8 protein-coding genes are annotated in these 15058 nt (G+C 62.5%); 7 read left to right on the top strand and 1 reads right to left on the bottom strand.

All coding sequences use genetic code 11. From position 1 onward, the window contains the following. Positions 1-166: 166 nt before the first annotated feature. The 4 genes from BPHY_RS17670 to BPHY_RS17655 are packed head-to-tail and all read left to right on the top strand — an operon-like array spanning position 167 to position 9095. Positions 167-1312: an efflux RND transporter periplasmic adaptor subunit gene (locus tag BPHY_RS17670; RefSeq protein ID WP_012402811.1), complete on the top strand. Its 1146-nt coding sequence runs from the start codon at positions 167-169 to the stop codon at positions 1310-1312. Positions 1313-1337: 25 nt separating this feature from the next. Beyond that, positions 1338-4478 carry an efflux RND transporter permease subunit gene (locus BPHY_RS17665; protein WP_012402810.1) on the top strand — a complete coding sequence of 1047 codons (3141 nt, stop codon included), beginning with the start codon at positions 1338-1340 and terminating at the stop codon, positions 4476-4478. Positions 4479-4488: 10 nt separating this feature from the next. Beyond that, a complete protein-coding gene (locus BPHY_RS17660; RefSeq protein WP_041765013.1) occupies positions 4489-7596 on the top strand; it encodes an efflux RND transporter permease subunit in 3108 nt (1035 codons plus the stop codon). Beyond that, positions 7593-9095 carry an efflux transporter outer membrane subunit gene (locus BPHY_RS17655; protein WP_012402808.1) on the top strand — a complete coding sequence of 501 codons (1503 nt, stop codon included), beginning with the start codon at positions 7593-7595 and terminating at the stop codon, positions 9093-9095. The genes BPHY_RS17660 and BPHY_RS17655 overlap by 4 nt, the downstream gene beginning before the upstream one ends. Before the next feature lie 224 nt (positions 9096-9319). Here BPHY_RS17655 and bamA read toward each other — a convergent pair whose 3' ends face one another. After that, positions 9320-11629, bottom strand: coding sequence for an outer membrane protein assembly factor BamA (gene bamA, locus BPHY_RS17650; RefSeq protein WP_012402807.1), 2310 nt, complete (start codon positions 11627-11629; stop codon positions 9320-9322). Between the two features lie 263 nt (positions 11630-11892). Here bamA and BPHY_RS17645 point away from each other — a divergent pair, with 263 nt between their 5' ends. The 3 genes from BPHY_RS17645 to BPHY_RS17635 all read left to right on the top strand — a co-directional run bounded on the left by BPHY_RS17645 (position 11893) and on the right by BPHY_RS17635 (position 14890). Further along, entirely contained in the window at positions 11893-12096 is a 204-nt protein-coding gene (locus BPHY_RS17645) for a hypothetical protein (RefSeq protein WP_012402806.1), read from the top strand. Then, complete coding sequence (locus tag BPHY_RS17640; protein WP_012402805.1) at positions 12089-12493, top strand: hypothetical protein; 405 nt, start codon at positions 12089-12091, stop codon at positions 12491-12493. Before BPHY_RS17645 ends, BPHY_RS17640 begins: the two co-directional genes overlap by 8 nt. A gap of 66 nt (positions 12494-12559) precedes the next feature. Further along, on the top strand, positions 12560-14890 hold the full coding sequence (locus BPHY_RS17635; protein WP_012402804.1) for an LPS-assembly protein LptD: 2331 nt from the start codon (positions 12560-12562) through the stop codon (positions 14888-14890). Positions 14891-15058: the final 168 nt, after the last annotated feature.

Below are 15058 nucleotides of genomic sequence, written 5' to 3'. Positions count from 1 at the left end.
CGCTAAACCTGGGCGCGCTTTCCCATTGCTACATTCCCCTCACCTGCGCGGCACTCGCCGTTTTCTCCTGGCGGCGCAGTGCCGATTTCCGGCGACGCCCTCGCGGCGTCGTCCTTTTCATTCCTTCCGTTCCGTGTTCAGCGCCTGAGCGCCGATCAATCATCGCGTGAAATTCACTCGTCCATCCCGTCGTCTTCTGGTTGTCGCGTGCATTGCCGCTGTCGGCGTCATCGTGTGGCAGGCGTACGCTGCGTTCCACAAGCCGCAGCATCCGGCTGCGCAAGAAACGCCCGTCACGATCGGCACGGTTCAGCGCGCCGATGTTCCGCTGCAACTCGATGCACTCGGCACCGTCACGCCGCGCGCGACCGTCACCGTCAAAACGCAGGTCAACGGCACGCTCGAAGCGGTGCTCGTGAAGGAAGGCCAGCGCGTCAACGCGGGCCAGCCGATCGCGCGGATCGATTCGCGCGCATTGCGTGCGCAACTGCTTGAAGCGCAAGGGACGCTCGAACACGACGAAGCGCTGCTCGCGAACGCGAAAGCCGACCTGGCGCGCTATGAAACGCTGATCGACGGCGGTTCGATTTCGCGTCAGACACTCGATACGCAGCGCGCGACGCTGCGCCAGTATCAGGGGACCGTGAAGGCGGATGAGGGCAGCGTCGCGAATCTGCGCGTGCAGGTCAGCTACTGCGACATCGTCGCGCCGATGGACGGCACGATCGGCCTGCTCTCCACCGACGCCGGCAACTACGTGACGACGAGCGACACGACAGGCATCGCGACGATCACCAGCGACTCGCCGACCACCGTCGTCTACGCACTGCCCGAAGACAAGATGGGTGAGGTCGTCGATGCATTCCACGACAAGGGCGCGCTGCCCGTGGAGATCTTCGCGCGCGACAAACGCACGGTGCTCGACCACGCGACGCTCGCCGCCATCGACAACCAGGCGGACACGACGACGGGCACGGTCAAGCTCAAGGCGAGCGCGCCGAACCGCGATGGCCGGCTGTTCCCGAACCGCTTCGTCAATGTGCGGATGACGGTCGGCACGCTGCGCGACGCGTTGACGGTGCCGACAGTCGCGATCCAGCACGGCGCGTCGGGCGATTTCGTGCTGACGATGGCCGCCGCCGACGTGAAGAGGAACGCGGGCACGGTCGCGTTACGCCACGTGACGGCGGGCGTCTCGTACAACGACGCCACCGTGATCGAGCAGGGCGACGTGAAAGCGGGCGACGCAATCGTGCTGGACGGCGCAGACAAGCTCGACGACGGCAGCGCCGTGAAGATCGTGCGCAACTGAGAGGCTTCCAGGCCGGCAGAAACCGATGGATATTTCCCGCCCGTTCATTCGCCGTCCCGTCGCAACGGGACTGATGACACTTGCCCTGTTGCTGATCGGTCTGATCGCGTACCGGCTGATGCCCGTGTCCGCGTTGCCCGAAATCGACTACCCGACGATCCAGGTTTATACGCAATACCCGGGTGCATCGCCCGATGTGATCAGCACGTCCGTCACCGCGCCGCTCGAAAAGCAGTTCGGGCAGATGGCAGGCTTGAAGCGCATGAACTCGACGAGTTCGCTCGGCGTGTCGCTCGTCACGTTGCAGTTCCTGACCTCGACGAATCTCGACGAAGCGGAACAGGAAGTGCAGGCCGCGATCAACAGCGCGAACAGCACGCTGCCGTCGAATCTGCCGTATCCGCCCGTCTACAGCAAGGTGAATCCCGCCGATACGGCCGTGCTCACGCTCGCCGTCACGTCCGATGCGCTGCCGCTCACGCGCGTCGAAGACCTGACGGACACGCGCATTGCGCAGAAGCTCTCGCAGGTGTCGGGTGTCGGCCTGGTCACGCTGTCGGGCGGCGCGCGGCCCGCCGTGCGTGTGCAGACCGACACGCGCGCGTTGAACGCGATGGGTTTGTCGCTCGAAGACGTACGCACGGCCGTCGGCGACGCCAACGTGAACAGCGCGAAAGGCACGATCGACGGCAACTTGCAGGCTTTCACGATCGATGCCAACGATCAGCTCACGTCCGCCGCCGATTATCAGGACCTCGTGCTCGCGTACCGCAAGGGCGCGCCTGTGCGTCTTGCCGATGTCGCGAGGATTTCGCAGACCGCGGAGAATCCGCGCCAGGCCGCATGGAGCGGCGCAACGCCCGCAATCATCGTCAACGTGCAGCGGCAACCGGGCGCGAACGTGATCGAGGTCGTGGACGGGATCGAAGCGCTGTTGCCGCAACTGCGCGCGTCGCTGCCCGCGACCGTGAAGATCAGCGTGCTCAGCGACCGCACGCAGACGATCCGCGCTTCCGTGCACGACGTGAAGATGGAACTGGTGGCGGCGATTGCGCTCGTCGTGATGGTCGTATTCGTGTTTCTGCGCCGGCTCGAATTCACGCTGATTCCCGCCGTGACCGTGCCGTTCGCGCTGGTCGGCACGGTGGCGGGCATCTATGCGCTGGGCTTCTCCGTCAACAACCTCACGCTGATGGCGCTGACGGTGGCGACGGGCTTTGTGGTCGACGATGCAATCGTGATGCTCGAAAACGTGATGCGTCACATCGAGAACGGCGAGACGCCACTGGACGCCGCGTTGAAAGGCGCGCGGCAGATCGGCTTCACGATTCTGTCGATCTCGGTCGCACTCGTCGCCGTGCTGATTCCGCTGTTCTTCATGCCCGACGTGATTGGCCGCCTGTTTCGCGAGTTTGCACTGACGCTGGCGATTGCGATCGTGATTTCCGCGTGGGTGTCGCTCACGCTGACGCCGATGATGGCCGCACGCATGTTGCGCGCCGACCGTGCCGCGAGCGATAGCGACGCCACCGCGAGGGACTGGCTCGCGCGTTTGAATCGCGGGTATCTGCGTGGACTGGATTGGGCATTCGAGCATCGCGTCACGGTGCTGGTGATGGTTGCAATCACCACGCTGCTGACATGCGTGCTATTCCTGCTGCTGCCGAAGGGCCTGTTGCCTGAGCAGGACACGGGGATGATCGAAGGCATTTCGCTCGGTTCTCCGCGCGCGTCGTTCGAGCGCATGGCCGCTTCGACGCGCACGCTGGCGGGCCGCGTTGCGAACGATAGCGCAGTGGCCAGCGTGTCGTCGTTCGTCGGCATCGACCAGAACAATCCGACCATCAACCAGGGGCGTATGCTCATCAGCCTGAAGGATGGCGATGCGAGCCGCACGGTCATTCAACGGCTGACACGAGACGTCGGGCAGCGCGCGGACCTCAAGCTCTATCTGCATCCCGTGCAGGATCTGACACTCGATGACCAGATCAACGCGAACAGCTATCGCGTCGGCGTGCAGGCCACCGACCGCGCCGAACTCGACGAATGGACGCAACGCCTGCTCGACGCGCTGCGTACAGACCCGATGTTCACTGACGTGCAGAGCCAGGCGCAGCAGCAAGGCAACGTGCTGACATTCGACTTCGACCGCGCGACGGCGTCGCGCCTCGGGCTGACTGCGCAGGACCTCGACAACGCGCTGTACGACGCGTTCGGCGACCGGCAGATTTCGACCATCTATACGCACGTGAACCAGTATCACGTGACGCTCGGCGCGGATGTGCGGCTGGTCGGCGAGTCGCCGCTTGCGTTGCTCGACGGGCTGTATGTGGGGACGACGAGCGCCTCGTCTTCTTCTTCGTCGTCGTCATCATCGACTTCGACTTCGGGCAGCACGTCCACTTCGCTTGCGCCGCTGTCGAGCATCGCGACGGCGACAGTCGGTGCCGCACCGCTGACGATCCAGCGCCAGGCACAGTTCCCCTACGCGGACGTGTCGTTCAATCTCGCGGACGGCGTGACGCTCGGCACGGCCGTCAGTCGCCTCGAAGCGATCGAACAGAAGCTGAATGCGCCCGCGAGTGTTCAGATGAACTTCGAAGGCGCGGCGCAGCTTTACAGCACGTCGCTTGCCAATGAAGCGCTGCTGCTGATCGGCGCTCTTGTCGCTGTCTACATCCTGCTCGGCATCCTGTACGAAAGCCTCGTGCATCCGCTGACGATCCTTTCGACGCTGCCTTCCGCCGCCTGCGGCGCGCTCGCCGCGCTGCTGCTGTGCGGCGGGGAACTCGACATCATTGGTCTGATCGGTATTGTGTTGCTGGTCGGCATCGTGATGAAGAACGCGATCATGATGATCGACTTCGCTCTCGAGCAGGAGCGCACGCTCGGTCTTGCCGGGCGCGACGCGATGCGCCGTGCGTGCGAACTGCGCTTCCGGCCGATCCTGATGACGACCTGCGCTTCATTGTTCGGCGCACTGCCGCTCGCGCTCGGCACGGGGATAGGCCACGAACTGCGGCAGCCGCTCGGCATCGCGATCATCGGCGGGCTGGTGGTGAGCCAGTTGCTCACGCTGTTCTCGACGCCCGTGATCTTTCTTGCGCTGCATCGCTTTGCAACGCGCGCGGCGATCACGCCGACCGACGACGCGAACGCGAGCTAAGGAGCGCATGGTGAACCTGTCCGCTCCTTTCATCCGTCGCCCCGTCGGCACGATGCTGCTGGCGCTCGGCCTTGCGCTGTTCGGCATCGTCGCGTTCCGGCTGCTGCCCGTCGCCGCGCTGCCTTCGGTGGATTTTCCCGTCGTGATGGTCAGCGCGACGCTGTCGGGTGCAAACTCCGACACGGTCGCAAAGACCGTGACGGCGCCGCTTGAACGAGCATTCGGCTCGATTGCGGGGCTCTCGCAGATGACGTCGCAAAGCTCGTCGGGCTCGTCGCAGATCGTGCTGCAGTTCGATCTGAACCGCGATATCGACGGCGCGGCGCGCGACGTGCAGGCCGCGATCAACGCGGCGCGCAGCAATCTGCCGACGACGCTCACGCAGACGCCGACCTATCGCAAGATGAATCCTGCCGCGGCGCCCATGATGATCGTCGGACTCACATCGGATACGGTGGGCGTCGGGCAGATGTACGACTATGCGTCGTCGGTGTTGCAACAGAAGCTGTTGCAGGTGGAAGGCGTCGGCGATGTGACGGTGGGCGGCGGCGCACTGCCTGCCGTGCGCGTCGAGCTGAATCCCGATCAACTGAGCCGCTACGGCATCGCGCTCGACAGCGTGCGCACCGCGCTGGCGAACGCGAGCGTTGATCTGCCGAAGGGCGCCGTCAGCATGAACGGACAGCACTACGTGACCGGTGCGAACGATCAGTTGACGGAACCCGCCGATTACAAGCCGCTCGTGATCCGCACCCACGATGGCACGGTGGTGCACGTCACCGATGTCGCGCAAGTGGTGAGGTCAACGGAAGACCTGCGCAACTACGGTCTCGCGAACGGCAAGCCAGCCGTGCTGCTGATCGTGTCGAAGCAGCCGAACGCGAACGTCATCAAGACCGTCGACGCGATTCGCGACACGCTTCCGCAACTCGCCGCGAGCCTGCCGTCGACGGTGAAGCTCAACGTTGTGCTGGACGGCACGCAGACGATCCGCTCGTCCGTGTTCGACGTCGAGATCTCGCTGCTGGCAGCCGTGCTGCTGGTGACGGCCGTGTCGTACGCGTTTTTTCGCGACTGGCGCAGCACGCTGATTCCCGCGATCACGGTGCCGCTCGCGCTGGCGGGCACCTTCACCGCGATGTACTTCCTCGGCTACAGCCTGAACAACCTGTCGCTGATGGCGCTGACCATCTCGACGGGCTTCGTAGTGGACGACGCGATCGTCGTGGTCGAAAACATCATGCGACATGTCGATCAGGGCAAGACGCCGCTTGCCGCCGCGCTCGACGGTACGCGTGAAGTCGGCTTCACGGTGCTGACCATTAGCGTGTCGCTCGTGGTCGTGTTCCTGCCGCTCATCATGATGAGCGGCATCGTCGGGCGGCTGTTCCGTGAGTTCTCCGTGTCGCTGGCGATTGCAATCATGATTTCGATGGTGATCTCGCTGACACTCGCGCCGACGCTGGGCCGTCTGCTGCTGCGCGGCCCACCGCACAAGCAGAGCGAAGGCGCGTCCGGGCCGCGCGTGGAACGTGCTTACGCGCGCAGTCTGCGCTGGGCCCTGCGTCATCCGAAGATGATGCTTGCGGTCACCGTGTTCCTGCTATTCGCCAATGTCGGCGTGGTCGCCGTAATGCCAAAGGGATTTTTCCCGATCGAGGACACGGGGCGGCTGATGGGCAACATCCAGGCGTCGCAGAGCATTTCGTTCCAGGCGATGAAGCAGAAGTTCGACGAGATCAACCGGCGCATTTTGCAGAACGCGGATGTGCAATCGGTATCGGGCTACGTCGGCGGCCGCAATGCAGTGAGCAACAGCATGATGTTCATCACGCTCAAGCCGCTGTCGGAGCGCAAGCATAGCGCCGATCAGGTGATCGCTGATCTGAGCCGCCGCACAGCCGATATTCCCGGCGTGCGACTCTTGCTGCAATCCGCGCAGGACCTGATGTTCGGCGCGCGACAAAGCTCGGCGCAGTTCCAGTACACCGTGACGGCGGAGAACCAGGACGACCTGGACAAGTGGGTGCCGCGCATCGAAGCGAAGCTGCGCACGCTGCCGCAGTTGCGCGACGTGAACACCGACGTGCAAAGCGCGAGTCTTTCGATGATGCTGCAAGTCAATCGCGATGCGGCGGCGCGTCTGGGCGTGCCGTTCGAAGCCATCGACGATGCATTGAACAATGCATTCAGTCAGCGGCAGATTGCGACGGTCTATGGTCCTGCGAATCAGTATCACGTCGTCATGGAGATCGCGCCGCAGTACGCGCAAGATCCGAAGACGCTGGACACGCTGTATGTACCCGCGACCAATGCGAGCAGCACGTCCAGCACATCCTCTTCGACGAGCACCGCCTCGAGCGCAACGCTTGTGCCGCTGTCCGCGCTCGCGACGCGCACACTGTCGCACGCCCCCGTTACGATTGCGCACGACAACCAGTTTGCGGCTGTCACGCTGTCGTACAACCTGCGCGAAGGCGTGACGATGAGCGACGCAAACGAGTCCATCAAGTCGGCCGTCGCGTCGCTGAATCTGCCGAACACGATATTGCCCGGTTTCGCAGGACAAGGCGCGATGATGCAGCAGTCGGGCGGCAGCGAACTGCTGTTGATTATCGGCGCGCTGATGGCCGTCTATATTGCGCTCGGCATCCTGTACGAGAATCTTATCCATCCGCTGACGATACTCTCGACGCTGCCTTCGGCGGGACTGGGTGCACTCGTCGCGCTCTACGTCTGTGGCTACGAGCTGACGATCATCGCGCTGATCGGCATCGTGCTGCTGATCGGCATCGTGAAGAAGAACGCGATCATGATGGTCGATTTTGCCGTCACGTATGAGCGTGAACAGGGCTCGAGCGCCGAGGAATCGATCTACCAGGCGTGTCTCACGCGTTTCAGGCCGATCATGATGACGACGCTCGCCGCATTGCTCGGTGCGGTGCCGCTGATCGTCAGTTCGGGCTATGGGCATGAGTTTCGCCATCCGCTTGGCGTCGCGATTTTCGGCGGCCTGATGGTCAGCCAGTTGCTGACGCTCTTCACGACACCCGTGATCTATCTCTGGCTCGACCGCTTCAACGGCCGGCGCGCCTCACGTAACGGAACCCCATCATGATGGACAAAGCTACGCGCACGACGCGGCGTGTGCAACGATCGATCGTGGCTGCCGCCATTGCAACGCTGTGCGCAGGCTGCGCGGTCGGCCCCGACTACAAGCGGCCCGATGTCGTCGTGCCCGCCGCCTTCAAGGAAGCCAACAGTTCCGATGCGGGCGACGTGTGGCAGCAGGCGAAGCCCGATCCCGCCGCGTCACTCGATAGCCGCTGGTGGACCGTGTTCGGCGACGGGACGCTCGACGATCTGTGCGAGCGCGCGCTGAAGGCGAACCAGACCCTCGCGCAATACGAAGCCGCGTATCGCTCGGCGCGCGCCCAGGTCGCGTCGTCGCGCGCGAGTCTGTTTCCCACGGTGTCGTTCGCCGGTTCGGGTACGCGCTCGCGTACGGGTACCGGCAGCAACACGACACCGATTTCATCAGGCAGCAGCACTAGCAGCTACGCGTCGAAGAGCGTGTCGGCGGAACTGGAGGCGAGCTGGGAGCCGGACCTGTGGGGCAGCGTGCGGCGCTCCGTCGAAGTGAGCGAGGCTAGCGCGCAGGCATCGGATGCGCAACTGGCGGGCGAGCGCCTGAGCGTGCTCGCGACGCTGGCCGTCGACTACTTCACCGTGCGGGCCGCCGACGCCGATCTCGCGATTCTCGAAGAGGAACGCCGCATCGATGCGGAACTGCTCGCGCTGACGGAAGCGAAGTACAAGCAAGGCGTTTCCTCGTATGACGATGTGCGCACGGCCCACAACACATTGCAGGCGATCGACGAAAGTATCGCGAGCGCGCAACTCACGCGCCGTCAGTACGAGCATGCGATTGCCGTGCTGCTCGGCGAGCCGCCCGCGGCGTTTTCGCTGCCGGTTCAGGCGGACTATCGGTTCGACTTGCCGGCGCTGCCCGTCGCGTTGCCGTCCACATTGCTGCAGCGGCGGCCGGACGTCGTGCAGGCCGAGCGCACGGTCGCGCAATACAACGCGAAAATCGGCGTGGCGAAGGCGGGCTATTTCCCGACCATCACGCTAACGGCCGACGGCGGCTGGAGCGGCACGTCGTTCGCGCATCTAATCTCGCTGCCCACGCGCTTCTGGTCGCTCGGACTCGACGTTGCGCAGACGGTGTTCGATGCGGGCGCGACGAGCGCCTCGGTGCGTGCCGCGCGCGCCAACTACGATCAGGAAGTGGCCGCGTACCGGCAGACCGTGCTGAGCGCGTTCCAGGACGTTGAAGATTATCTGAGCGCAGTGCAGATCGCGTCGCGCCAGGCGGCAGCGTCGAACGAGGTCGCGCGGCGCAGCGGCGAACTGGCCGCCAGCCAGCAACGCAACTTCGCGGCAGGCACGGCGAGCCGCATCGACATGCTCGACACGCAACTCACGCAAGTGGAGGACCGCAAGATCGCCCTCGACTACAGCAGCACGACGTTGCAGAACGCTGTGCTGCTAGTGAAAGCGCTGGGGGGCGGGTGGGACAGTCAACTGAAGACGGCGGATTCTTCCGGGAGGTGAAGCACTGCACAGACGGCGCATATGACGCGTACCGCTTTGCGCGACGATTGATTGGTTCGTCGCGCGCAGGCGCGTTGTCAAAGTCGCGGGAACTCGCTATACGCATTCCTTCGACAGGCGACACCCACTGCGGACTAAAAGTAGGCGCCGCCCCGCACAGGGGCGACGCGTGAAGCACCCGCAATAAAACGCGGACCAGTTCAAAACCAAAACCCAAAAACCAATCAGAACGAAGTCCCAATCTGAAACTGAAAGACCTGATACTTATCGTCCGCGTGCCGCACAATGGGAAACCCGACCGACAACTTCAACGGCCCAATCGGCGAAATCCATTCAAGCCCAGCGCCATAGCTGTATCGCAAGCCGTTTGCGCCCGTGCTGCTGCCTTCGTTGCCCCATACATTGCCCGCATCGACGAAGGTGAAGACGCGCAGCGTGCGGTCCCAGCCACTGCCCGGCAGCGGAAAGGTCATCTCGACGTTGGCGACCACCATCTTCGATCCGCCGATCGAATCGCCCGTCGACGAATCGCGCGGCCCCAGCGAACTCGATTCATAACCGCGCACCGAACCGATACCGCCTGCATAGTAGTTCTTGAAGATCGGATAGGCCTTGCCGGCGAACCCATTGCCGTAGCCGGCCTGCAAATTCAGGCCCAGAATGAAGCCGCGCGCGAACGAGTAGTAGTACTGGCTCTGCACATCGGCTTTGTAGTACTCGGTTTCACCCGCCGGCGTGCCGACTTCGCCGTTGGCCTGCAGCATGTAACCGCGGCTCGGCATTAGTGCGCTGTCACGCGCATCGCGCGACCAGGCCGCGGTAATCGGCACGTTGTTGACGACTCGGCCGAATTCCTTGACATAGTCGAGATAGGCCTGCGGCGTCGACGAATCGGTGTTGAAGCGATCCTGCTCGATACCGAGCCCGAAGTAGACAGTATCGATCTCCGAAAACGGAATGCCGAACTTCAGGTCTGCGCCGAGCGAGACGATACGAAAGCTCTCGTCGTTGCTGTAATACAGCGGATAACTCGTGCGGTAATAGACATCCGAAATGCGCTTGATGCCATCCACCGTGAAATAGGGGTCGGTCTGCGTGACCGACAGCGTGCGATACGTTTTCGCCGTATTCACGTTGACGGCGAGACTCGTGCCCGAGCCGAAGACGTTGTCCTGCGAAACACCCGCCGACAACACCACCTTGTCCGACGAAGAAAAACCCGCGCCCAGCGTGATTGCCCCTGTCGGCTTTTCCGTGACCTTGACGTCGACATCGACCTGATCGTTCGAGCCGGAGACGGGCACCGTCGTCACGTCCACGTCGGTGAAATAGCCGAGACGGTTTACGCGTTCCTTCGACAGTGCGAGCCGATTCGAATCGAACCATGCGCTTTCCAGTTGGCGCATTTCACGGCGTATCACTTCGTCGCGCGTGCGCGTGTTGCCTTCCACGTTCACCTGCCGCACATAGACGCGGCGGCCTGGATCGACTTGCAGCGTGAGATCGACCGTATGCTTGTCCTGATCGATTCGTGGCACTGCATTCACCGTCGCGAACGCGTAGCCATATTCGCCGAGCCGGTCCACAACCGCTTTTGTCGTCGCGCGCAGTTTGTCTTCGGAGAACTTTTCGCCGGGCTTGATGCCGATCAACGGCGTCAATTCCCCTTCGCGATCGAGCAGATTGCCGGCGAGCCGGATGCCCGTGATCGTATAAGGCTTGCCTTCGTGCACGTTGAGCGTCAGGTACATCTCCTTCTTGTCGGGCGTCAGCGAAACCTGCGTCGAGTCGATCCGGAACTCCAGATAGCCGCGGTTCAGATAGTAGGAACGCAGCCGGTCGAGATCGGCGCCGAGCTTCTCTTTCGAGTATAGATCGTTCTTCGTGTACCAGGAAAACCAGTTCGGCGTCGACAGTTCCATTTCGTCGCGCAGCGTGCTTTCCGAAAACACACGATTGCCGATGAAATTGATCTGCCGGATCTTCGCATTCGGGCCTTCGATCACCGAGAAGAGTATCGATACGCGTCCGCTATCCACAGGCGTGGTCGTGGTTTGCACTTCGGCGGCGTAGTAGCCTCGCGTGAGGTACTGGCGTTTCAGTTCCTGTTCGGCCTTGTCGATCAGCGCCTTGTCGAACGGACGGCCGCGCGACAGACCCACTGCTTTCAGCGCCTTGGTCAGATTGTCTTTCTCGAACTCGTGAATGCCGGCGAAATCGATGTCAGCAATAGCCGGACGCTCGACGACGTGCACGACCACTACATCGCCGTCGAGCGATACGTTGACGTCGTTGAACAGACCCGTATCGTAGATCGCCCGCACGGCCGCCGATGCCTTGTCGTCCGTGAACACTTCACCGCGTTTGATGGGCAGATTCGCGAGCAGCGTCCCCGCTTCAATGCGCCTCAGGCCTTCGAGGCGGATGTCCATGACGATCATGGAATCGTCGGCATGCGCGATCGATGGCGTCAGCGTCGTGGCGCACACGGTGAGCGCGCTGGCGAGACAGATAGTTGATGCTCTTTGTTTCATCGAAGATCTTTGGAGACGTGACGCGACTCACTACGAAAAGCCGCGAGTATAGAAATGGGCGCCTTGCGCAGGGTTACGCCAAACTTTCTGAATATTTGTTGCGGCGTGAAAGGAATGGCGCCGCAGTGTGCAGCGGCGCGTGTTTAGCGGCGCCGGCACGCAAGGGCGGAACGGCGCAGCTAAGAATCGGTAGGATCGTGGTAACGCGTCGAGGATGGAGGTGGCGTTATCGTGCCGACTCCCATTACCTCTGGTCCTCCGCCATGCTCGAACATATCGATCCCGTCGTACTGGTTGCTGTGTTGCGCACCAGCTCGTCGCCGCTTTTCTCTGCCTGGATCGCCAGGGCGTCTTCATACGAGCCGTGGATCGAAGACACGTGCGCGCATCATCTGGACGACGCGGACCGGCGACCGGGCACCGCCGTGGGCTCGGGCGCGCGTGTTGACGAGGTGCGTCATGTCTGAGCACGCAGCCCACGTGGTCAATTCGATTTCCGATCTGCAGATGACGGAAGACGGTCTCTATCTGCTGATTCACGGCAATCAGCCGATGACGGCCATCCACCGTTCCGTGCTCGACCAGTTGCTGGTCGCGTTGCCGAATGCGATCGAGCATTCGGACCGCATCACCAGCGGCAACGCACAGACCGCGTTCGCGTATCAGAGCTACGGCTGGGAAATCGGGCGTCTGAACGGCACGCAGACGGCGGTGATCCGTTTCCGGCTCGCGGGCAACATGGGCATTTCGTTTTCGCTGCCGTGCGAGCAGATTGCGCCGCTGATCGAGGCGTTGAACGGTGTGGCCGCGTCGGCGGGTGCCACTGTCGCACAGGTCACGAGCGACACCGTGACGTTGCAGTAAGACGCTCTGGACGCATCTCCCATTCGGGCCGGCGTCCGCCCGTCAACCAGCCGCCACGATTCCGCTTTGATATTCCGCAGAGAAGTCCAGGGCCTCGCAATCAGGCCTATTGCCGCGCTCGTGCTGTGTCTGCTCGCGCCTGTTGCTGTGCACGCGCAGCTTGTGGGCGACGCGGCCAGCGCTGAACGTCTGTCCGACGCTTGGAGCTTGCGCTTCGCGCCACAACTGACCGAAACGCCCAGTGTGCCGGGCGTCAAAGCCGCGACGATCGGCTTGGGCGATGCCGTCACCGGCACGGTCGATTCCGACGTGTCGCTCAAGGGCGCAGCCGAGTTGCGCCGCTATGGTTTCGTCGTCAAAGGCGATGCGCTGCACTACGACGTCGACGGCGATATGGCGGATGCATATGGCCATGTCAGCATCGTTTCGAAGGGCGACGTGTTCACAGGACCGTTCGGCCAGCTGCACGTGGACGCCAGCGAAGGCATCATCGCGCAGCCCCGATACCGCTTCTATCTGAACGGCGGCTGGGGCAGCGGCCGGCGCGCCGAACTGCTCGACAACGAGCGTTCGAAGATAGAAGACGGCACCTATAGCACCTGCGATTGCGACGGGAACCCGGCGTGGTACATCCGCGCTTCGCAGTTCGCGATGGACCGCGGCGCTGACGAAGGCGTCGCGCACAATGGCGTGCTGTACTTTCAGAACATTCCATTGCTTGCCAGCCCGTGGCTGTCGTTTCCGCTCGACGGCGCGCGACGCAGCGGCCTGCTGTCGCCGACGTGGTCGATGAGTTCGAAGAACGGCGTAGACATCACCGTCCCTTACTATTTCAACGTTGCGCCGAACTACGACCTGACCATTGCGCCGCGTTACATGTCGAAACGCGGTGAAATGCTTAGCGCAGACTACCGGTATCTGACGGAAGCCTCATCCGGTTCGCTATCCATCGCGTATCTGCCCAACGACATCACGACGCATGAGCGCCGTTATTCGATCGACCTGAATCACATCTGGAGGCTGGGCTCCGGCTTCGCGGCGTATGTGAATTACAACCGCGTGTCGGATGCGAACGTGTCGACCGATCTGGGTTCAGGCAGCGCGTTTCCGACCAGTTCGACCACGCTTTATCAGCAGGAAGCAGGGCTAACCTACAACAACGGACCGTGGTCGGTGCTCGCGCGCGAGCAGCACTGGCAGTCTTTTTCGAGCGATACGACGTACAACCGCGAGCCGCAGGTCAATGTGCGTTACAACCGGTATGACGTCGGCGGCTTCGATTACGGGTTCGAAGCGGACGCGACGCGCTTCACGCTTGCATCGGACGATGTGACGCAAGGCACGCGTTTCGTTTTCAATCCTTTCGTCAGCTATCCGGTCGTGCGGCCGGGCTGGTTCTTTACGCCGAAGATCAAATGGCATTTCGCGTCTTACGATCTCACGTCGATCGCATCGGATGCACCCACCGGACAGCCGCACAGTGTGAACGTCAATGTGCCGACCTTGAGCCTCGACTCGGGCATGACGTTCGAACGCGCGGTGCGCCTCTGGGGCGGTTCGTACATCCAGACGCTGGAGCCGCGCCTGCACTATGTGTACACGCCTTATCGCAACCAGACCTACGTGCCGCTCTTCGACACGACGGAAGCCGACTTTGGCCTGGGGGAACTGTTCACCGATAACGCGTTTGTCGGCAACGACCGTGTGTCCGATGAAAGCCGTGTGACGGCTGCGCTGACGTCACGACTGATCGACGCTGCAACGGGCGACGAGCGCGCGCGCTTCGTAATTGCGCAGCGTTACGATTTCATCCAGCCGCGCGTCACGCTCTACGACACGGAAAGCACGGCGAACGTCGCGCGCACGAGTCTGATTGCTGGCAGCTCGATTAAGGTCGGCCCTGATCTCATCCTGCAGAATGCATTGCAATACAGCCAGTCGGACAATTATCTGACGCAGGGCTCGATCGGCTTCGCATGGGCGCCTGCAACGGCGCACGTAGTCAATGTCGCGTATCGCTACACGCGCGCTAACACGACGCTGGATTTTCAGCCCGTCAACCAGATCATCGTGTCGGGGCAATGGCCGCTGGCGAAAAACATGGCCAGTGTTGCACGCATCAACTACGACATGAGCACGCATCGTCTGATCGCAGGTCTGCTTGGGCTGCAATACGACGCGCAATGCTGGTCGCTCTCGCTCGGCATGGAGAAGTACACGAACGCGACGGGTAGCACGTCGCCGAGCACGGGCACGCGCATGCTGATGCAACTGCAATTGAAGGGCCTGTCGCGGACCGATCGCGGCCTGCTCGACCAGTTCAAGGCCGATGTACCCGGCTATTCGTCGACGCCCGCCGATGAAACGCCTGTTTCCCGCTTTAGCGAATATCAATGACGACGCAACGGGCGAAGTATCGTGTAACGCCCACGCGAAGAACTGATGCAAAGCATTACTTCTATCGGGGCGGCCGGAAATGTACAAGGCGCGTTGTACAAGGCGCGTTAGGGGCGGCATTCCTGGTCCAGGCTGCCTGCGAGCCACTTGCAGAGGCGGATGATCGCA

The organism is Paraburkholderia phymatum STM815 (assembly GCF_000020045.1).
Lineage (GTDB): Bacteria > Pseudomonadota > Gammaproteobacteria > Burkholderiales > Burkholderiaceae > Paraburkholderia > Paraburkholderia phymatum.
Note: the sequence above shows the minus strand (reverse complement) of the source record. Positions and strands in the feature narration are given on the sequence as shown.